This is a genomic window from Streptomyces sp. NPDC001832 (assembly GCF_040297265.1).
GTDB lineage: Bacteria > Actinomycetota > Actinomycetes > Streptomycetales > Streptomycetaceae > Streptomyces.
In genome coordinates this window covers 1-20,694 of record NZ_JBEOYU010000019.1, presented here as the reverse complement: position 1 = coordinate 20,694, position 20,694 = coordinate 1, and the positions used below count along the sequence as shown (strand labels likewise).

At 69.2% G+C, this 20,694-nt stretch carries 15 protein-coding genes and 1 riboswitch; of the genes, 11 read left to right on the top strand and 4 right to left on the bottom strand.

The genetic code is table 11. The annotated features are described in order from the left end of the window. Positions 1 to 74: 74 nt before the first annotated feature. Positions 75 to 308: a DUF7455 domain-containing protein gene (locus ABT115_RS17115; protein WP_189546730.1), complete on the bottom strand. Its 234-nt coding sequence runs from the start codon at positions 306 to 308 to the stop codon at positions 75 to 77. A 435-nt stretch (positions 309 to 743) separates the two neighbouring features. On the opposite strand from ABT115_RS17115, the gene ABT115_RS17110 reads away from it, so the two are divergent. Both ABT115_RS17110 and ABT115_RS17105 read left to right on the top strand, forming a co-directional pair. Next, positions 744 to 2,864 carry a DNA gyrase/topoisomerase IV subunit B gene (locus tag ABT115_RS17110; RefSeq protein ID WP_351789915.1) on the top strand — a complete coding sequence of 707 codons (2,121 nt, stop codon included), beginning with the start codon at positions 744 to 746 and terminating at the stop codon, positions 2,862 to 2,864. A gap of 305 nt (positions 2,865 to 3,169) precedes the next feature. Continuing rightward, positions 3,170 to 4,303, top strand: coding sequence for a CobW family GTP-binding protein (locus tag ABT115_RS17105; RefSeq protein WP_351789912.1), 1,134 nt, complete (start codon positions 3,170 to 3,172; stop codon positions 4,301 to 4,303). Between the two features lie 29 nt (positions 4,304 to 4,332). Here the strand turns inward: ABT115_RS17105 and ABT115_RS17100 are convergent, their stop codons facing one another. After that, positions 4,333 to 6,783: a DNA gyrase/topoisomerase IV subunit A gene (locus ABT115_RS17100; protein WP_351789909.1), complete on the bottom strand. Its 2,451-nt coding sequence runs from the start codon at positions 6,781 to 6,783 to the stop codon at positions 4,333 to 4,335. Between the two features lie 270 nt (positions 6,784 to 7,053). Here ABT115_RS17100 and ABT115_RS17095 point away from each other — a divergent pair, with 270 nt between their 5' ends. From ABT115_RS17095 to ABT115_RS17085, 3 genes are all read left to right on the top strand, one after another. Continuing rightward, complete coding sequence (locus tag ABT115_RS17095) at positions 7,054 to 8,433, top strand: M16 family metallopeptidase (RefSeq protein ID WP_351789906.1); 1,380 nt, start codon at positions 7,054 to 7,056, stop codon at positions 8,431 to 8,433. Positions 8,434 to 8,459: 26 nt separating this feature from the next. Then, on the top strand, positions 8,460 to 9,842 hold the full coding sequence (locus ABT115_RS17090; protein WP_351790085.1) for a M16 family metallopeptidase: 1,383 nt from the start codon (positions 8,460 to 8,462) through the stop codon (positions 9,840 to 9,842). 351 nt (positions 9,843 to 10,193) lie between these two features. Next, positions 10,194 to 10,361: riboswitch (cyclic di-AMP (ydaO/yuaA leader) on the top strand. Positions 10,362 to 10,373: 12 nt separating this feature from the next. Further along, entirely contained in the window at positions 10,374 to 11,174 is an 801-nt protein-coding gene (locus tag ABT115_RS17085; RefSeq protein ID WP_351789903.1) for a M23 family metallopeptidase, read from the top strand. A 227-nt stretch (positions 11,175 to 11,401) separates the two neighbouring features. Here ABT115_RS17085 and ABT115_RS17080 read toward each other — a convergent pair whose 3' ends face one another. Then, a complete protein-coding gene (locus ABT115_RS17080) occupies positions 11,402 to 11,683 on the bottom strand; it encodes an HPr family phosphocarrier protein (RefSeq protein WP_351790082.1) in 282 nt (93 codons plus the stop codon). Between the two features lie 173 nt (positions 11,684 to 11,856). On the opposite strand from ABT115_RS17080, the gene ABT115_RS17075 reads away from it, so the two are divergent. The 5 genes from ABT115_RS17075 (at position 11,857) to ABT115_RS17055 (ending at position 18,561) form a co-directional block, all read left to right on the top strand. Next, the gene (locus tag ABT115_RS17075) at positions 11,857 to 14,781 is read left to right on the top strand and encodes a bifunctional acetate--CoA ligase family protein/GNAT family N-acetyltransferase (protein ID WP_351789901.1); all 2,925 of its coding nucleotides are present in this window, start codon (positions 11,857 to 11,859) and stop codon (positions 14,779 to 14,781) included. Positions 14,782 to 14,909: 128 nt separating this feature from the next. Beyond that, positions 14,910 to 15,506: a DUF5998 family protein gene (locus tag ABT115_RS17070; protein WP_093898945.1), complete on the top strand. Its 597-nt coding sequence runs from the start codon at positions 14,910 to 14,912 to the stop codon at positions 15,504 to 15,506. After that, entirely contained in the window at positions 15,506 to 16,693 is a 1,188-nt protein-coding gene (locus ABT115_RS17065; RefSeq protein WP_351789898.1) for an alkaline phosphatase family protein, read from the top strand. Before ABT115_RS17070 ends, ABT115_RS17065 begins: the two co-directional genes overlap by 1 nt. 97 nt (positions 16,694 to 16,790) lie before the next feature. After that, positions 16,791 to 17,441 carry a thymidine kinase gene (locus ABT115_RS17060; RefSeq protein ID WP_351789895.1) on the top strand — a complete coding sequence of 217 codons (651 nt, stop codon included), beginning with the start codon at positions 16,791 to 16,793 and terminating at the stop codon, positions 17,439 to 17,441. A gap of 241 nt (positions 17,442 to 17,682) precedes the next feature. Further along, positions 17,683 to 18,561 (top strand): PaaX family transcriptional regulator, encoded by an 879-nt coding sequence (locus ABT115_RS17055; RefSeq protein ID WP_351789892.1) that lies wholly within the window; start codon positions 17,683 to 17,685, stop codon positions 18,559 to 18,561. Between the two features lie 22 nt (positions 18,562 to 18,583). Here ABT115_RS17055 and ABT115_RS17050 read toward each other — a convergent pair whose 3' ends face one another. Then, positions 18,584 to 19,360, bottom strand: coding sequence for a VOC family protein (locus ABT115_RS17050; RefSeq protein WP_351789889.1), 777 nt, complete (start codon positions 19,358 to 19,360; stop codon positions 18,584 to 18,586). A 230-nt stretch (positions 19,361 to 19,590) separates the two neighbouring features. On the opposite strand from ABT115_RS17050, the gene ABT115_RS17045 reads away from it, so the two are divergent. Continuing rightward, positions 19,591 to 20,418, top strand: coding sequence for a sulfurtransferase (locus tag ABT115_RS17045; RefSeq protein ID WP_351789886.1), 828 nt, complete (start codon positions 19,591 to 19,593; stop codon positions 20,416 to 20,418). Positions 20,419 to 20,694: the final 276 nt, after the last annotated feature.

The following is a 20,694-nucleotide window of genomic DNA, read 5'->3' as shown; positions in this document are numbered from 1 at the left end:
GGCGGCTCCTCTTCTGGGAAGCCGCCCGCCGTCAGGTCTGGGACCCGGCCCTGGCTCGTCGTGGATGCGAGGTGTCAGCGTTGTTCCTCTTCGGCGGCTTGGGCCTGCACGGCCGTCAGCCGGTCCGTCTCATCCTGTATTTCCGCGGCGATCTTCTTGAGTTCCGGCTCGAACTTGCGACCATGGTGGGCACAGAAGAGCAGTTCACCGCCGCTGATGAGGACGACGCGCAGATATGCCTGGGCGCCGCAACGGTCGCAGCGGTCTGCTGCGGTCAGCGGGCTCGCGGGGGTCAGAACAGTGGTCACGTCGCCTCTTCTCTAGCTCGACGAGCTGTCGTACCAGGGTCAACATCCAACCAGGCCGAAAACGTTCCCGCTCGTGGCTTTTCTTCGAAACTTCTTCTCAAGATGGCTGTCTGTTGCCGGTTGGCGGCGAATGTGCCGTATTGCGTAGCGCTACGGTTTCGCGTTGCTTGTCTTGGTGGATCCTCCCGGCTGGCTTGCCGGTTTGTTCATGAGGACGTGCCCGGAGCCTAAATGGTTCATGCCTGAAAGGGAACGTGATGTGCGCTTCACTCCTACGAGGGATCGAACGTGTATGCGAGGCTGGACTAGTCTGAGGGTTGTCGGAGGGTGGCGTTACAGCCGCTCTACCAGGCCTCGGTACCCTCTCAGCGGCGACCGAAGCCGAGCCCGTTACCCACTGGGGCCCTAAATGAAATTCAGCGAGGAGCGAACCGCGTGACCGCCGATACGTCCGTGCCGTCCACTGCGCTGCTGACCGGAGCAGACCGAGACGGTTCCAACTACACCGCGCGGCACCTGCTCGTACTCGAGGGGCTCGAAGCGGTTCGCAAGCGCCCCGGGATGTACATCGGGTCCACCGACAGCCGCGGCCTCATGCACTGCCTCTGGGAGATCATCGACAACTCCGTCGACGAGGCTCTGGGCGGCTACTGCGATCACATCGAGGTCATCCTCCACGACGACAATTCCGTAGAGGTCCGGGACAACGGGCGCGGCATCCCTGTCGACGTCGAGCCCAAGACGGGCCTGTCCGGCGTCGAGGTCGTGATGACCAAGCTGCACGCCGGCGGAAAGTTCGGCGGCGGCTCGTACGCCGCGTCGGGTGGTCTGCACGGTGTCGGCGCCTCCGTGGTCAACGCGCTCTCCGCCCGGCTCGACGTCGAGGTCGACCGCAACAGCGCGACCCACTCGATCAGCTTCCGGCGCGGAGTCCCGGGGATCTTCACCGAGCGGGGTCCGGACAGTCCGTTCGACCCGTCCAACGGCCTGCTCAAGGGCAAGCGGGTACCGAAGGCGCGCACCGGCACCAGGGTGCGCTACTGGGCGGACCGACAGATCTTCCTCAAGGACGCCAAGCTCAACCTGGAGACGCTCCACCAGCGGGCGCGGCAGACGGCCTTCCTCGTCCCCGGCCTCACGATCGTCGTCCGTGACGAGCGTGGTCTCGACGGCGAGGGCAAGACCGAGGAGACCTTCCGCTTCGACGGCGGAATCAGTGAATTCTGCGAGTACCTTGCTCAGGACAAGGCGGTCTGCGACGTCCTGCGCCTGACCGGTCATGGCACTTTCAAGGAGACGGTGCCGGTCCTGGACGAGCGCGGACATATGACGGCGACCGAGGTCACCCGCGAGCTCGCCGTCGACATCGCCCTGCGCTGGGGCACCGGATACGACACCACCCTCAAGTCCTTCGTCAACATCATCGCCACCCCCAAGGGCGGCACGCATGTGACCGGATTTGAACGCTCCGTGACCAAGACGGTCAACGAGGCGCTGCGCTCCGCCAAGCTGCTCCGCGTCGCCGAGGACGACATCGTCAAGGACGACGCGCTGGAAGGTCTCACCGCGGTCGTCACCGTGAGACTGGCGGAGCCGCAGTTCGAGGGCCAGACCAAGGAGGTGCTCGGTACCTCGGCGGCCAACCGGATCGTCGCCAACGTCGTAGCCAAGGAGCTCAAGGCGTTTCTGACCTCGACGAAGCGCGATGCCAAGGCCCAGGCCAGGGCGGTCCTGGACAAGGCCGTGGCGGCCGCGCGCACCCGCATCGCGGCCCGCCAGCACAAGGACGCACAGCGCCGCAAGACAGCGCTGGAGTCCTCTTCGCTGCCGGCGAAGCTCGCCGACTGCCGAAGCGACGACGTGGATCGCAGCGAGCTCTTCATCGTCGAGGGCGACTCCGCGCTCGGTACGGCCAAGCTTGCCCGGAACAGCGAGTTCCAGGCACTGCTGCCGATCCGGGGCAAGATCCTCAATGTCCAGAAGGCGTCCGTCTCGGACATGCTGAAGAACGCCGAGTGCGGTGCGATCATCCAGGTCATAGGAGCCGGGTCGGGGCGGACCTTCGACATCGACGCCGCTCGCTACGGGAAGATCGTCCTGCTGGTGGACGCCGATGTCGACGGCGCGCACATCCGCATTCTTCTGCTGACGCTGTTCCAGCGCTACATGCGGCCCATGGTCGAGGCAGGCCGGGTCTTCGCCGCTGTACCCCCGCTGCACCGGATCGAGCTGGTCCAGCCCAAGAAGGGCCAGGACAAGTACATCTACACGTACTCCGACGGCGAGCTGCGTCAGCGGCTGCTGGAGCTGCAGAGGAAGAACATCCGGTACAAGGACTCGATTCAGCGCTACAAGGGCCTGGGCGAGATGGATGCCGACCAGCTGGCGGAGACCACGATGGACCCCCGGCACCGCACACTGCGGCGGATCAACATCGGCGACCTGGAATCGTCCGAGCAGGTCTTCGATCTGCTGATGGGCAATGAGGTGGCGCCGCGCAAGGAGTTCATCACCAGCTCGGCCGCCACTCTGGACCGCTCGCGCATCGACGCCTGAGGCTGAGAGCCTGTCGGGTGGCCTGCGATCGGAAAGCGGACGCGGTCCGGTGCGTGCGGTCCCCCGAGCCCAGCAGGGGTTGGACAACAGCTTCTGACGCCACGTGAGCCGGAGTGCTGATCCTGATCGCGGAGAGGCTGTCCAACCTGGCCGAGAGCTCGGGGAACATCGCGACTGACGACAACGCGGGAGGCCGAGGTTTCCAGGCGCTGCGACGCCGCTGCCAATCGTGGGTGAGGTCGTTACGTCGATACGCCCCCGCCACAGCCGGTCCGGCGCTCTGACGTCCCCGAGGAAGGTCCCCGTTGAACCCGTCGTCCCCGCCCCGCAAGCAGCAGATCCCGGTCATCGTCCTTGCGGGGTTCCTGGGAGCCGGCAAGACGACACTGCTCAATCACCTCCTCCGCAACCGTGCGGGAAACCGGATCGGCGTGATCGTCAACGACTTCGGCTCCATCGAGATCGACGCCATGACGGTCTCGGGGCAGGTCGGCTCGACGGTATCGCTGGGCAACGGATGTCTGTGCTGCGCGGTCGACGCGAGCGAACTCGACACCTTCCTGGAGACGCTGACCCGGCCCGCCGCGCGCCTCGACGTGATCGTCATCGAGGCCAGCGGGCTTGCGGAGCCGCAGGAGCTCGTGCGCATGCTGCTGGCCAGCGACAATCCGCAGATCATGTACGGGGGACTGGTGGAGGTCGTCGATGCCGCAGAGTTCGACGCCACCCGCCGGCGCCACCCGGAGATCGACCGCCATCTTGCCGTCGCCGATCTTGTTGTGCTCAACAAGACCGACCAGGTCGGGAGCGAGGAACAGGCCCGTATCCGGGACGTCATCGCTGCGGCAGTTGCCCCGGCCGGCGATGCGGCGGGAGGTGGCGGCGCGGCTGCCGTCGTCTGCGCCACGTACGGACGCATTGACCCCGAGTTGCTCTTCGACCCGATGCAGCGGCCGGACGGTGAGGAAAAGGCGCGTCAGCTCACGTTTGAAGATCTGCTCCTGGCGGAGCGGGCCGAGGAAGAGGCCGGCGCCGGACACGACCATCATCTGCATGCCGCGTACGAGAGTGTGTCCTTCACCGCGGACGTAGCCATGAACCCCCGCCGATTGATGGAGTTTCTCGACTCCAGGCCGCAGGGTCTCTACCGGATCAAGGGGTTTGTCGACTTCGGCGCGGGTGACCGCGGCAACAAGTACGTCCTGCACGCGGTCGGCAGATTCCTGCGGTTCGCCCCGCAGCCGTGGACACGCGACGAACCGCGCCTCACCCAGCTGGTGCTGATCGGCTCAGGCATCGATCCGGAGCAGCTGCACAAGGAGCTGGACGGCTGCCGCGAGCGCGTCGCGTCGACGCCTGACACGACGCAGGACGCCGCACATGAGCGAAGCATGTGGGGCGTCCTGCGGTACGTACAACGGCCCGACGACGACGCGTAGCGGCAGGCCACCCGCCGTCGGTCGACTGCCTACACCGGTCCCGCGACCACCGCGACCGGCTTGACCAGCGGCGTTCCCGAACCGTCTCGCCGCGGGTCGGGCTCCGGCAGCTCGGTCGGCGTGCCGTTCTTCTGCGCGGCTCGGGCAGGCGTCGCGCCCGCCCAGCCGAACACCAGAACGTCCTCGCCCTTGAGGAACCGCTGACAGCGCACCCCGCCGGTGGCCCGGCCCTTGCGCGGATACTGGTCGAGCGGGGTGAGCTTGGACGTCAGCACCGAGTCGTCCAGCGTGCCGTGCGAACTCGCCACCGTGAACACCACGGCGTCCGCCGCCGGATCCACCGCGGTGAACGAGATCACCTCGGCGCCCGCCGCGAGCTTGATCCCCGCCATGCCTCCCGCGGGCCGGCCCTGCGGCCGCACCTGTGCCGCCGGGTAGCGCAGCAATTGCGCGTCGGATGTGATGAAGACCAGGTCCTCCTCGCCCGTACGCAGTTCGGCCGCGCCGACGATCCGGTCACCGTCCTTGAGGGTGATGACCTCCAACTCGTCCTTGTTGGCCGGGTAGTCCGGCACCACCCGCTTGACGACGCCCTGAAGGGTGCCGATCGCCAGGCCGGGCGAGGCCTCGTCGAGCGTGGTGAGGCAGATGATCTCCTCGTCGCTCTCCAGCGTGAGGAACTCAGAAACCATCGCACCGCCCGAAAGGCTGGGCGCCGCGTGGGTGTCCGGCAGCTGGGGCAGATCGATCACCGCGAGCCGCAGCAGCCGCCCCGTGGACGTCACCGCGCCCACATCGCCACGGGCCGTCGCCGGCACGGCCGACACGATCACATCATGCTTGGCGCGCTTGGCGTCCTCGGCGAAGACGATCGGATCGTCATTGGCGGTACGGGCCAGCAGGCCGGTCGAGGACAGCAGCACCCGGCACGGGTCGTCCGCGACCTCCAGCGGCACCGAGGCGACCTGCGAACCGGCCGACTCCAGCAGCACCGTACGCCGGTCGGTGCCGAACTTCTTGGCCACCGCGGCGAGTTCGGAGGAGACGAGCTTGCGGAGCTCGGTGTCCGATTCGAGGATGGCGGTCAGCTTTTCGATCTCGGTGTTGAGCCGGTCCCGCTCGCTCTCCAGCTCGATCCGGTCGAACCGGGTCAGCCGGCGCAACGGGGTGTCCAGGATGTACTGCGTCTGGGTCTCGCTCAGCGAGAAGTACTCAATGAGCCGCTCCTTCGCCTGCGCCGAGTTGTCGCTGGACCGGATGAGACGGATGACCTCGTCGATGTCGATCAGCGCGACGAGCAGGCCCTCGACCAGATGCAGCCGGTCGCGACGCTTGCCGCGGCGGAACTCGCTGCGTCGGCGCACCACGTCGAAGCGGTGGTCGAGATAGACCTCGAGGAGCTCCTTGAGGCCCAGCGTGAGCGGCTGTCCGTCGACCAGCGCCACATTGTTGATACCGAAGGAATCCTCCATCGGCGTCAGCTTGTAGAGCTGCTCCAGCACGGCCTCCGGAACGAAACCGTTCTTCACCTCGATGACCAGGCGCAGGCCGTGCTCGCGGTCGGTCAGGTCCTTCACATCCGCGATGCCCTGGAGCTTCTTCGCCGAGACAAGATCCTTGATCTTGGCGATCACTTTCTCCGGGCCGACGGCGAAGGGCAGTTCGGTGACGACCAGACCCTTGCGGCGCGCCGTCACATTCTCCACGGCGACGGTCGCACGGATCTTGAACGTGCCGCGCCCGCCGGCGTACGCATCCTTGATGCCGCCCAGGCCCACGATCCGGCCACCCGTCGGCAGATCGGGACCCGGGATGAACCGCATCAGGGTCTCCAGGTCCGCCCCCGGGTGCTTGATCAAATGACGGGCAGCGGCGATGACCTCGCCCAGGTTGTGCGGCGGCATATTGGTCGCCATGCCGACCGCGATTCCGGACGACCCGTTGACCAGGAGGTTCGGGTACGCAGCCGGGAGAACGGTCGGCTCCTGCTCCTGGCCGTCGTAATTCGACTGGAAGGCGACGGTGTCCTCGTCTATCGACTCCGTCATCAGTGACGTTGCGTCGGCCATCCGGCACTCGGTGTAGCGCATGGCGGCCGGTGGGTCGTCGTTTCCGAGCGAGCCGAAATTGCCGTGGCCGTCGACCAGGGGGAGCCGCATGGAGAACGGCTGCGCCAGACGGACCAGTGCGTCGTAGATCGACGCATCGCCGTGCGGGTGCAACTTGCCCATGACCTCGCCGACGACACGGGCACACTTCACATAGCCACGGTCGGGGCGCAGGCCCATCTCGTTCATCTGATACACGATGCGACGGTGCACCGGCTTCATGCCGTCACGGGCGTCCGGCAGGGCCCGTGAGTAGATCACCGAGTACGCGTACTCAAGGAAGGAGCCCTGCATTTCGTCGACGACGTCGATGTCGAGGATCTTCTCCTCGAAGTCGTCCGGCGGCGGGGTCTTCGTGCTGCGGCGGGCCATCGCTGCTGCGACTCCTTCACGGATTCTGTTCGGGCAACCTCAGGTTCTGACGCGGACCATTGTGGACCGCCGCGCTGACATCGCCCACCTCGACCCGTCCCAAGAGCCGTTCCCGACCCCTGCCGAGGTGGTTTCGCGACCCGTCCCGCGGGAGATGCGCCCCTCTTTCACGCGAACTTCCGCAGTATGGGAACTTCGCCAGGTGTCTGTGCGCTTGCTTAAAGTGGCAGGGCTCGCAAGAAATCCAGTATCGCGATCGAAGGGACGTACATGCCCATGGGTCACACGGCCACAGCCCAGGCCGGCTCCGGCGGCTTGACAGCGACCGAGCACCGTCTGGCCAACGGCCTGCGCGTGGTGCTCTCCGAGGACCATCTGACCCCGGTCGCCGCGGTCTGCCTCTGGTACGACGTCGGCTCGCGCCACGAGGTCAGGGGACGCACCGGTCTGGCTCACCTCTTCGAGCACCTGATGTTCCAGGGCTCCGGCCAGGTCAAGGGGAACGGCCACTTCGAGCTGGTGCAGGGAGCCGGCGGTTCGCTCAACGGGACCACCAGCTTCGAGCGCACCAACTACTTCGAGACCATGCCTACGCACCAGCTGGAGCTGGCCCTCTGGCTCGAGGCCGACCGGATGGGCTCGCTGCTCGCCGCGCTCGACGAGGAGTCCATGGAGAACCAGCGCGACGTCGTCAAGAACGAGCGCCGACAGCGCTACGACAACGTCCCCTACGGCACGGCGTTCGAGAAGCTGACGGCACTGGCCTACCCCGAGGGCCACCCGTACCACCACACGCCGATCGGTTCGATGGCCGACCTGGACGCCGCGACCCTCGAGGACGCCCGCACCTTCTTCCGTACGTACTACGCGCCCAACAACGCGGTGCTCTCGGTCGTCGGTGACATCGACCCCGAGCAGACCCTCGCCTGGATCGAGAAGTACTTCGGCTCCATCCCGTCCCATGACGGCAAGCAGCCGCCGCGCGACGGCACGCTCCCCGAGATCATCGGCGAGCAGCTGCGCGAAGAGGTGCATGAGGAGGTGCCTGCGCGGGCGCTGATGGCCGCCTACCGGCTGCCGCACGACGGCACCCGTGAGTGTGACGCGGCAGACCTCGCGCTGACCGTGCTCGGCGGCGGTGAGTCGTCGCGGCTGCACAACCGCCTGGTCCGCCGTGACCGTACTGCCGTGGCGGCCGGGTTCGGGCTGCTGCGCCTGGCCGGTGCGCCCTCGCTCGGCTGGCTGGACGTCAAGACGTCCGGCGGCGTCGAGGTGCCGCAGATCGAGGCCGCGGTCGACGAGGAGCTTGCCCGATTCGCTGCCGAGGGCCCCACGCCCGAGGAAATGGAGCGTGCGCAGGCCCAGTTGGAGCGCGAGTGGCTGGACCGGCTCGGTACGGTCGCCGGCCGCGCTGACGAACTCTGCCGGTTCGCCGTGCTGTTCGGCGACCCGCAACTCGCTCTGACCGCCGTCCAGCGGGTGCTCGATGTCACCGCGGAAGAGGTCCAGGCGGTCGCCAAGGCCCAGCTGCGCCCCGACAACCGGGCGGTGCTGGTCTACGAGCCGGTCGAATCGGCCGAGCCCGCAGACGCAGCGGACGCCGAGACCGGCGCCGACGACACCGACGCGCACGAAGGAGCGGACAAGTGACCGAGGCTGCCGCGACTGGAGTTTCGATGCAGTACCACCCGCAGCCGGCTCCCGGCGTCGCCCGCCCCTGGGCCTTCCCCGCGCCGGAGCGATGCGCCCTGCCCAACGGCCTCACGGTGCTGCGCTGCCACCGCCCGGGCCAACAGGTCGTGGCGGTCGAGATCTTCCTCGACGCCCCGCTGGACGCCGAGCCCGAGGGCCTGGACGGCGTGGCCACGATCATGTCGCGGGCGCTGTCCGAGGGCACCGACAAGCACACCGCCGAAGAGTTCGCCGCCGAGCTGGAGCGCTGCGGCGCCACCCTCGACGCGCACGCCGACCACCCCGGCGTCCGGGTCTCCCTGGAAGTCCCGGCCTCCCGGCTGGCCAAGGCTCTCGCACTGGTTGCCGAGGCACTGCGGGCGCCCGCCTTCGCCGACAGCGAGATCGAACGGCTGGTACGCAACCGGCTGGACGAGATCCCGCACGAGCAGGCCAACCCGGCCCGGCGCGCAGCCAAGCAGCTCTCCAAGGAGCTCTTCCCGGCCGCGGCGCGAATGTCGCGCCCGCGCCAGGGCACCGAGGAGACGGTGGAGCGGATCGACTCGGCGGCTGTGCGTGCCTTCTTCGACGCCCACGTCCGGCCGTCCACGGCGACCGCCGTGGTCGTCGGTGACCTCACCGGCATCAACCTGGACGCCCTGCTTGCCGACACCCTCGGCGACTGGTCGGGAGACACCGCGGAGCCCCGTCCCGCCCCGCCGATCACCGCCGACGACACCGGCCGAGTGGTGATCGTCGACCGTCCGGGCGCGGTGCAGACGCAGCTGCTGATCGGCCGGATCGGCGCCGACCGGCACGACAGCGTATGGCCGGCCCAGGTGCTGGGCACTTACTGCCTGGGCGGAACGCTCACCTCCCGGCTGGACCGTGTGCTGCGCGAGGAGAAGGGCTACACCTACGGCGTCCGGGCCTTCGCCCAGGTGCTGCGGTCCTCGGCCCCGGGTTCCGCCTCGGGGGCGACGGGTGCCGCGATGCTTGCCATCAGCGGATCGGTGGACACGGAGTCCACGGGGCCGGCGCTGAAGGATCTGTGGACGGTCCTGCGGACCCTGGTGGTCGAAGGGCTGACCGATGAAGAGCGCGAGACGGCCGTGCAGAACCTCGTGGGTGTCGCGCCGCTGAAGTTCGAGACGGCGGCCTCGGTCGCGGGCACCCTCGCCGACCAGGTCGAGCAGCACCTCCCGGACGACTACCAGGCACAGCTGTATGCCCGGCTCGTGGAGACCGGCACGGTCGAGGCGACCGCAGCCGTGGTCAACGCGTTCCCGGGTGACCGGCTGGTCACGATCCTTGTCGGTGACGCGGCACAGATCGAGGAGCCGGTCCGGGCCCTGGGCATCGGAGAGGTGTCGGTGGTCGCCGGCTGACAGTCGTGCCCGCCGCGGACGCCGGACGGCCGGCCGGGCCGAGGCGGACGCCGCCCGCCCGGCCGGCCTGTTGCGTGTGACAGTCCACCGGTCGACTGTCACGTTCGACCGAGCACCGACGGAACCGGCCGGCCCACCGACCCGTCACGCGTTCATATCGGGACAGAAAAGGAAGACCCGGGTGAGATCTCACTCACACGGGTCTTCCTTTTTTGTTCGTTTTTTGGGGAGGTTGCCTGTTTGCCCTGTGGGATGCGCTACAAAACGCCCTGTCCGTTTGGTGAATGAAAGTGACCCCCCTTAGCGTCAGCTGGGCTGTCCGTCACTCGTATGCCGCATCCGCGACGTACCGGACAGCCATCGCCGAGTCCCTGTCAGGCGTGAGCCTGGGGAGCCGGGGACCCATGGAGTCCCTGGGGTGAATCGGATGCCTGAGCCTCGGTGAGGCCGGGACGTCCGTAGGAGACCTTCCTGCTCCGAACCCGTCAGCTAACCCGGTAGGCGAGAAGGAAGGAAAGGATCAGCCCCTTCATGGCGTTCACCCGTGCCACCGGGAAGCATCGTGCCCCGAGCCGACTGACGCGCAGGAGCGCGAAGATCGCCGGAGTCGCGGCTCTGGCCACCACCGGCGTCGTCGGCGGCATGGTCTCTCCGGCCCTCGCCGCGGACTCCTCCGTCAGTGAGACCGGTCTGAACCAGGTCATAGCCATCGAGGGCGCCATCGCCGACCAGATCGACGCCCAGGCCGACGCGCAGAAGCACCAGGCCGATGTTGCGGCGAAGGCGGAGGCCAAGAAGAAGGCCGAGGCCAAGAAGAAGGCCGAGGCCAAGAAGAAGGCCGACGCCAAGAAGAAGGCGAAGGCCGAGGCCGAGGCGCGCGCCGAGGAGGCCCGCGCCGCCCGGTCTGCCGAGCGCGCTCGCCTGGGTTCCTACCAGCTTCCGGTCGCCGGCTCTTACGTCACCACCGGCTACAAGTCCAGCGGCTCGCTCTGGTCCTCCGGCAGCCACTCGGGCATCGACTTCCACGCCGCGTCCGGCAGCTCCGTCGTCGCTGTCGGCGCCGGCACGGTCGTCGAGGCAGGCTGGGGTGGCGCGTACGGCAACAACGTCGTGCTCCGGATGACGGACGGTACGTACACGCAGTACGGCCACCTCTCCTCGATCAACGTCTCCGTCGGCCAGAGCGTCGGCGCCGGCCAGCAGATCGGCCTCTCCGGCTCGACCGGCAACTCCACCGGCCCGCACCTCCACTTCGAGGCCCGGACCACGCCGTCGTACGGCTCAGACATGGACCCCGTCGCCTACCTGCGCGCCCACGGCGTCAACGTCTGACGACGCTTCACCCGCATCATCTCTTCGAAGGCCCCTGCAGCACTGCCGGGGCCTTCGCCGTGCCCGACCTTCGCGCCGTCCCGCAAACGTTGGCGGCTTCCTTTGGGCTGCCTGAATTCGCTCCCGCCCCCGAATAGGACAAACACACCTCGCGGTCTCCCGGGTCAGGAAAACGAAAAAGCCGCGACCCCGAATGCAGGTGCCGCGGCTCTCTCACAGGACATGGTTCAGACGGTCTCCGGAAGCTCGTCAAGGCCTTCGGCGACAAGCTTCGCCAGACGGTCCAGGGCGGCTTCGGAGTCGTCCGCCTCGGACGCGAGCACGATCTCCTCGCCGCCGTGCGCGCCAAGACCGAGCACCGCGAGCATGGAGGCGGCGTTCACCGGGTTGCCGTCGGCCTTGGCGATCGTCACGGGGATGCCGGAAGCCGTGGCGGCACGGACGAAGATGGAAGCGGGGCGGGCGTGCAGCCCCTCGGCCCAACCGACGTTGACGCGGCGCTCAGCCATGGTTCTGCCCTTCATGAAGCAATGGTTGTCTAGACCAGTCTCTCATGTGGTGCGCGGTGCTCCGGCCGAACCGGGGCACGCCCACAACCCGTGCTGTGCCCGCCGATCGGCCCCCTCAGACTGCCCCGGCCCCAAGAACTACGCGACCGCTGACGCAGTCGTAGTCTTTGCGCATGCAGCCCTCGCCGGAGCAGAGTCCGCATCACGCGTATCCCGACCACTGGGAAGCGGACGTGGTCCTCCGTGACGGAGGAACCGCCCGGATCAGGCCCATCACCACGGACGACGCCGAACGGCTGGTCAGTTTCTACGAGCAGGTCTCCGACGAGTCGAAGTACTACCGTTTCTTCGCCCCGTACCCGCGCCTGTCCGACAGAGACGTGTACCGCTTCACCCATCACGACTACGTCGACCGGGTGGGGCTCGCGGTCACGGTCGGCGGCGAGTTCATCGCGACCGTCCGCTATGACCGGATCGACGAGCGGGGCAGGCCGGCCTCCGCACCCGCCGACGAGGCCGAGGTCGCCTTCCTGGTCCAGGATGCGCATCAGGGCCGGGGCGTGGCATCGGCGCTCCTCGAGCACATCGCCGCCGTCGCCCGCGAGCGCGGCATCCGCCGCTTCGCGGCCGAGGTGCTGCCCGCCAATAGCAAGATGATCAAGGTGTTCCGGGACGCCGGGTACACCCAGCAGCGCAGCTTCGAGGACGGCTCCGTCCATCTCACGCTGGACCTCGAACCGACCGCCGAGTCGCTCGCCGTGCAGCGCGGCCGTGAGCAGCGGGCCGAGGCACGCTCCGTGCAACGGCTGCTCGCCCCGGGATCCGTCGCCGTCATCGGCGCAGGCCGCACTCCGGGCGGGGTCGGCCGCACGGTCCTGCGCAACCTCCTCGGGGCCGGCTTCACCGGCCGTACGTACGCCGTGAACCGCGCCTTCGCCGCCGACCAGGGCACGATCGACGGTGTCCCCGCTCACCGTTCCATCGGCGAGATCGGCGAACCGGTCGACCTCGCAGTCGTCGCCGTCCCCGCCGACCGGGTTCCCGAGGCCGTCGCCGACTGCGGTGAGCACGGCGTTCAGGGCCTGGTCGTCCTCTCCGCCGGATACGCCGAATGGGGCGCCGAAGGCAGGGGGCGGCAGCGTGAACTGGTCCGCCAGGCCCGCTCGTACGGGATGCGGATCATCGGCCCGAACGCCTTCGGCGTCATCAACAATGCCGAAGCCGTCCGGCTGAACGCCTCCCTCGCCCCCGAGCCGCCCGCGCCCGGACGCATCGGCCTCTTCACCCAGTCCGGAGCGATCGGCATTGCGTTGCTCTCCGGGCTCTACCGACGCGGCGCCGGCCTCTCCACCTTCATCTCCGCCGGCAACCGGGCTGACATTTCGGGCAACGACTTCCTGCAGTACTGGTACGAGGACCCGGACACCGATGTCGTCCTGCTGTACCTCGAATCGCTCGGCAACCCCCGCAAGTTCACCCGCCTCGCGCGGCGCACCGCGGCCGTGAAGCCGGTGGTCGTGGTGAAGGGCGCCCGGCACAGCGGTTCCACCCCGCCCGGCCATGCGGTACCGGTCAGCCGGATCCCGGATGCGACGGTCTCCGCGCTCATGCGGCAAGCGGGCGTGATCCGCGTCGACACCGTGACGGAGATGGTCGACGCGGGTCTCCTGCTCGCCGGCCAGCCCCTCCCGGCGGGCCCGCGGGTCGCGATCCTCGGCAACTCCGAATCGCTCGGCCTGCTCACGTACGACGCCTGCCTGGCCGAGGGGCTGCGCCCGCGCCCGCCCCGCGACCTCACCACCGCCGCCACCCCGCAGGACTTCCGGGACGCCCTGGCCGAGGCCCTTGCCGACGAGGGCTGCGACTCGGTGGTCGTGACGGCGATCCCATGGGTGGGCGAGAACGGCGAGGCGGAATCGGGCGGTGGAGAGGTGCTGGCGACCGCGCTGCACGCGGCAGCCGCGGCCGGTCCCGCCAAGCCGGTGGCCGTCGTCCATGTGGAGATCGGCGGCCTGGCGGAGGCCCTTGCCGCGGCCACCAGTACGGTCGCGCTGCCGCGTCCCTCTGCACAGTCCTCCGCAGCCGCGACGCCCTCGCGCGCCGGAGCCGCCACCACGACCGGCCACGACCCTGCGCGCACCCCCTCGGCACCCGGAACCGGCAGCGGCACAGCCACCGCCGCCACCGGCGCGGGCACTGACGGCGGCTCCGGCATCCGGATCGGCCGGATCCCCGCCTACCCCGCCGCCGAGCGGGCCGTGCGTGCCCTGGCCGAAGCGGCGAGGTACGCGCAGTGGCGACGGCAGGCAGCCGTGCCCGGCAAGGTGCCCGAGTTCCTCGACGACACCATCGACGAGCCGGGCGCCGCCGACCTGATCGACACCCTCCTCGGCCCCGACCCCGACCCGCGGGGCAGACCGCTCGCACACGACGAGGCGCGCGAACTCCTGGGCCGCTACGGCATCGCCGTACGCCCGACGCTTCCGGCCCCCGACCCGGAAGCAGCCGTGGCCGCGGCAGCGCAGCTCGGCTATCCCGTGGCGCTCAAGACCACTGCGCCCCATCTGCGTCACCGCGCCGATCTGGGCGGTGTCCGGCTGGACCTCGCCAACGAGGGCGCGTTGCGCCGGGTGTACGGCGAACTGACCGACCTGCTCGGCAAGCCCGCCGAGCTCCAGCCCGTCGTCCAGGCCATGGCGCCGCGCGGTGTCGACACCGTCGTACGGGCCACGATCGACCCGGCGGCGGGCGCTGTCCTCTCCTTCGGGCTCGCGGGTGCGCCCTCCGAACTCCTCGGCGACACCGCCCACCGTCTGATTCCGGCCACCGACCGCGACGCCGCCGAGCTGATCCGGACCATCCGAGCGGCTCCGATGCTGTTCGGCTGGCGTGGCGCGGCGCCCGTGGACACCGCGGCGCTCGAAGAGCTGCTGCTGCGGGTGTCGCGGCTGGTCGACGATCATCCCGAGGTGGTCTCCATCGCTCTGGAACCGGTCGTGGTCGCCACGCAGGGGCTGACAGTCCTCGGCGCGAGCGTCCGGCTCTCGCCGCCCCCGGCCCGCACCGACCTCGGCCCGCGCCGCCTCCCTGATTACTGACCCGCCGCGCACCGTTTCGCACCGATCGCCGGACGGGCGCGAAACCGGACCCGTCCGCCGCTCGGGCGCCGGTCCACCCTGCCGCACAACGTCCCCGGCAGTCATCCGTCCCCCGTAGGATGGTGCTCATGGCAAAGACCGGTACGACGACTCAGGGGCTGCGCGCGGCGATCGAGCGCAGTGGCTACTACCCGGCCCTCGTGGCCGAGGCGGTGGAGGCCGCCGTGGGCGGTGAGCCGGTCGCTTCGTACCTGGTGCACCAGGAGACCACCTTCGACTCCAACGAGGTGCGCCGCCACGTCACGGTCCTGGTCCTGACGGACAACCGTTTCATCGTCAGCCACACCGACGAGCAGAATGCGGACACCAGCTCCCCGACGCCGTACGCCACCACCTCCACGGAGTCGGTGAAACTTGACCGGATCTCGTCGGTCGTGGTCAGCCGCGTCGTGGCCAACCCCGAGAAGTACGTACCGGGCACGCTGCCCCGCGAGGTCGTCCTCACCATCGGCTGGGGCGCGGTCTCCCGCATCGACCTGGAGCCGGCCGCCTGCGGCGACCCCAACTGCGAGGCCGACCACGGCTACACCGGCAGCTCCACCGCCGACGATCTGAGCCTGCGGGTCAGCGAGGCCGGTGACGGCCCGGACACCGTGCGCCAGACCCTCGCCTTCGCCCAGGCGCTCTCCGAGGCCACGGCCGCGACCGCGGCGACAGGCCGCTGATGGCCCAGCCGGCCTGGCAGGACCCCGTTCTGCTCCCCGTCGACACCGCGCCCGTCCCCGAGTACGGCAGCGGCTCGCTCTCCGATCTGCTGCCCACGCTTGCCGCCGGACAGGGCGTACCCGGCTTCACCGCCGCGATCCCCGAACTCACCCCCGCCGACCGGAACTGCGTGTTCCTGATCGACGGTCTCGGCTGGGAGCAGATCAAGGCCCATCCGGACGAGGCACCGTTTCTGCACTCCCTGCTGCCAACCTCGCGCGGCGGCACCGGCCGTCCGATCACGGCGGGCTTCCCGGCCACCACCGCGACCTCGCTCGCCTCGGTAGGTACCGGACTTCCGCCGGGGGAGCACGGCCTTCCCGGCTACACCGCGCGCAATCCGGAGACCGGCGAGCTGATGAACCAGCTCCGCTGGCAGCCCTGGACCTCGCCGAAGGCCTGGCAGCCGTACCCCACCGTCTTCAAGCTTGCCGACGACGCCGGCGTGCGCACCGCTCAGGTCTCCGCCCCCGCCTTCGAGCAGACTCCGCTCACCAAGATCGCGCTCAGCGGGGGCGCGTTCCTCGGCCGGCTGTCCGGCGAGGAGCGGATGGACGTCGCCGCTGAACGGCTGGCCGCAGGTGACCGGTCGCTCGTCTACACGTACTACAGCGAGGTCGACGGCAAGGGCCATCGCTTCGGCGTCGACTCCGACGCCTGGCGCGGACAGCTGATGTACGTGGACGGTCTGGCCCGGCGGCTGGCCGAACAGCTCCCGCGCCGCTCGGCGCTGTACATCACCGCCGACCACGGCATGATCGACATCCCCTTCGACGAGCAGTCCCGGATCGACTTCGACGAAGACTGGGAGCTGCGCGCGGGTGTCGCCCTGCTCGGCGGCGAGGGCCGGGCCCGTCATGTGTACGCCGTCCCCGGGGCCGAGAACGATGTGCTGACCGTCTGGCGGGAAGTGCTCGGCGAGCAGTTCTGGGTGGCGAGCCGGGACGAGGCGATCGCGGCCGGCTGGTTCGGCCCGAAGACCGACGAACGCGTCCACGGCAGGATCGGCGATGTCGTCGCGGCGGCCCGCGATGACGTGGTGATCACAGCCTCGGTCAATGAGCCCCACGAGTCCGCGATGGTCGGCATGCATGGTTCGATGACTTCCGTCGAGCAGCTCGTCCCGCTGCTCGAAGTACGCTCCTAAGGACACCTCTTAGCCGCGTTTTTCCTCTGCAGCGTTCCCCACCACCGTCCCCCTGCCCTGCCCTGCTTCGCCCCGCCCGAAAGGTGCTCAGCCCCTCATGCCCGAGCTTGTGTTCTTCTCCGGAACGATGGACTGCGGAAAGAGCACGCTGGCGCTGCAGATCGGCCACAACCGTTCGGCGCGCGGCCTGCAAGGCGTGATCTTCACCCGCGACGACCGGGCGGGGGAGGGCAAGCTCTCCTCACGGCTGGGGTTGGTCACCGAGGCCGTCGAGGCCGATGAGGGCATGGATCTGTACGCGCACCTCGTCGACCTCATCAGCCGGGGCGGCAAGGCGGATTACGTGATCGTGGACGAGGCGCAGTTCCTGGCTCCCGCCCAGATCGACCAGCTCGCCCGCATCGTCGACGACCTCGGGATGGACGTCTTTGCGTTCGGCATCACCACCGACTTCCGGACCAAGCTGTTCCCCGGATCCCAGCGGCTGATCGAACTGGCCGACCGGGTTGAGACGCTCCAGGTCGAGGCGCTCTGCTGGTGCGGTGCACGGGCCACGCACAATGCCCGTACGGTCGGCGGCGAGATGGTCGTCGAGGGTGCCCAGGTGGTCGTGGGAGACGTCAACCAGCAGGCGGGCGAGGTCGGTTACGAGGTCCTGTGCCGGCGTCACCACCAGCGCCGGACGACCAGCGCGAGCGCCCGCGCGGCCGCGCTCTCACCGGACGTGCTGCCCGTCAACTCTGTCTGAGAGGCTGTCGGGTGACCTCTGATCGGGCGGCCACGCCCTGGCACGCACGCTTCCCGCGTTGCCGAAATATCCTCGTAGCGCCTTCCCCAAGCTCTCAAGGAGCAGGGGAGACCCCATCCGAGGACATCCCGGCGCCTTGGAATCGCACGCACCAGACCGCGTCCGCTTTCCGATCGGAGGCCACCCGACAGCCTCTGAGCCGTCCCCTCGGGTGTCCGGTGCGGATGCTTAGGATGACGCTGTGAACACGGTGAGCGGAGAAGAGGCCGAGTCCGAACCGGGCCTGCTGGGCAAGGTGCAGCCGAGGCAGCTGATCGTGACGGTCTACGGGCTGTACGCGCGCGACACCCACGGCTGGATCTCCGTGGCCGCACTGATCCAGCTGCTCGCCGACCTCGGCGTCGAGGGGCCGACCGTACGGTCTTCGGTCTCCCGGCTGAAGCGCGCCGGACTGCTCGAAGCCGAATCGGTCTCCGGAGCTGCCGGATACCGGATCTCACCCGAGACCGAGCAGATTCTGCGCGACGGCGATCCGCGGATCTTCGTGGCCAGACGGGCCACCGTGGACGAGGGCTGGGTGCTGGTCGTCTTCTCGGTGCCCGAGTCCGAACGCGCCAAACGGCACACCCTGCGCACCCAGCTCACCAGGCTCGGCTTCGGCTCCGTGGCTGCCGGAGTGTGGATCGCACCCGGACATGTGCACGACGAGGCGGAGGACATGCTGGCGCGGCACGGGCTGCGCTCGTACGCCGACCTCTTCCGGGCCGACTATCTGTCGGTGGGCGGGGGCAAGGACGGAAGCGGGGACCTTGCGGCGAAGGTGCGCTCCTGGTGGGACACAGTCCGGCTGCAGCAGCTGTACGCCGAATTCCTCGCGGTGCACCGTCCGGTGGCCGAGCGCATTGCGAGCGGAAGCCCGGTGACGGACCGCGAGGCGTTCACGACGTACATCAGGGTCCTCACCGATTGGCGTCGGCTCGTCTACCTCGACCCCGGTGTCGCGCGTGAACTGCTGCCGGCCGAGTGGAGCGGAACCGAGGCGTCGGAGCTCTTCGACGAGCTGCACGCCCGACTGGCCGGCCCAGCCCATCGACATGTCGAACGGGTCCGGGCCGGCTGACCCACCCCCGCAGCCTGGCAGCTCAGCGAGCGGCCGACTGGACGATCGTGAACGCCGCACCCTCCGGGTCCGCCACGGTCGCCACCCGGCCGCTCGACCCGTCACGGGCCGGCTGCAGGATGTATCCGCCGAGCTCTACCACGTGGTGCGCGGCCTCGTCGGCGTCAGTGACCTCGAAGTACGTCAACCAGTGCGGGCCCCGGTCGCGCGGCAGGGCGCGGCCTACGCCATGCAGTGAGGCCACCGGGCGGCCGTTCAGATGCAGGGTCTGGTAGTCGAAGTCGGCCGAGACGACCGCCTCCGCCTCGTAGCCGAAAACCGTTTGGTAGAACTTGCAGACCGTCGAGGTCTCGCTGGTCACCAGCTCGTTCCAGACAGGTGTGCCGTGGGTTCCCGCGAGCGCCGTACCGACGTGCGCGGCGGCCTGCCAGATTCCGAAGACCGCGCCGCTGGGGTCGGAGGCGATGGCGAGCCGGCCCGCCTCGCCCGCGTCGAGTGGTCCGACGGCGACCGTGCCGCCGCAGGAACGGATCATCTCCGCCGTGACATCGGCGTCGGCGGTGGCCAGGTAGGTCGTCCAGGCAACCGGTAGATGACGGTCGGCCGGCAGCTGTCCGATGCCCGCGACCACTTTCCCGTCGATCAGTGCGCGGACGTATGGACCCGGCTGGTCCGGGCTGGGCACGAACTGCCAGCCGAACAGATTGGCGTAGAAGTCCTGGGTCGTGCTCAGGCCGTGCACGATCAGACTCACCCAGCATGGTGTTCCGGGCGTGCGCCGAGCGGCAGCCTCGGTCATCGTCACTCTCTCCTCGGACCATCGTGGTGGCCGTACGGGGGAACGGGGCCGGTGTGCCGCGTGCGGTACAGGGTGTGTACGCCCCGTGCAGATGCTTGCACCACCCGGCGCACGATGTGCCCCGGCCGCGCCGCACTTTCCGGGATCTCGACAGAGAGAGACCTGTTTGACGCGATACATCCGTTCGCAGGCGTTACAGGTGGGGCGGCTCCTGCGCGAGGATGGCACCCATGAAGCCCATCATCACCGCATCCGAATGCGTGAGCGAGTTGGCGGGGCCACGTCCGCCGGTGCTCCTGGACGTACGTTGGCAGCTGGGCGGCCCGCACGGCCGTCCCGACTACGAGGCCGGGCACATCCCCGGCGCGGTTTTTATCGATCTCGATGCTGAACTCGCCGGTGAGGCAGGCAGCGGCGGCCGTCACCCGCTGCCCGATCCGGAAGAATTCGGCGCGGTGATGCGCCAAGCCGGAGTCTCCCGCGACACTCCGGTAGTCGTGTACGACGGCGGCCAGGGCTGGGCGGCGGCACGCGCCTGGTGGCTGCTGCGCTGGACGGGGCACGAGGACGTCCGGGTCCTGGATGGCGGTCTCGCGGCCTGGAAGGGGGAGCTCCAGACTCAGACGCCGACCCCGGCCGAGGGCGATTTCCGGCCCGTCCCCGGCGCTCTGCCGCTGCTGGACGCGGACGGCGCGGCGGCGCTGGCACGCTCGGGTCTGCTGCTCGACGCGCGAGCCGCCGAACGCTACCGGGGCGATGTGGAGCCGATCGACCGGGTGGGCGGCCACATCCCGGGTGCCGTCTCGGCCCCGACCTCCGCGAACTCGGGTGACGATGGCCGATTCCTGCCCGCGGAATCGCTGGCGGCCCGCTTCGCGAAGCTCGGGGCCGACCGGGCGCCGGAGGTGGGTGTCTACTGCGGCTCCGGCGTCTCCGGCGCCCATGAGGTGCTGGCCCTGGCCATTGCCGGGATCCCTGCGGCGCTGTACGCGGGCTCCTGGTCCGAGTGGTCCGGTGACGAGTCGCGCCCGGTGGCAAAGGGCCCCGACCCCCAGTAACGACCTCACCCACGATGGGCAGTGGGAGAAGGAGCGGTGTCTGGGGCCTTCGAATCCGAGGCGGAGGAGGGAGCGATGGGCATGGGGCCTCCCCTGCTCGAGCGAAGCCGAGAGCTCGGGGAACATCGCGACTGACGACAACGCGGGAGGCGGAGGTCCTAGGGCGTGTTTCGAAAGTCCCGCCTGCCCCGCGGCGTCTGGCACGCACGCTCGCCGCGTTGTCGGGATCGTCCTCGTACGCCCAGTACGAGGACGACCCTCCGCCTTGCGAGATCG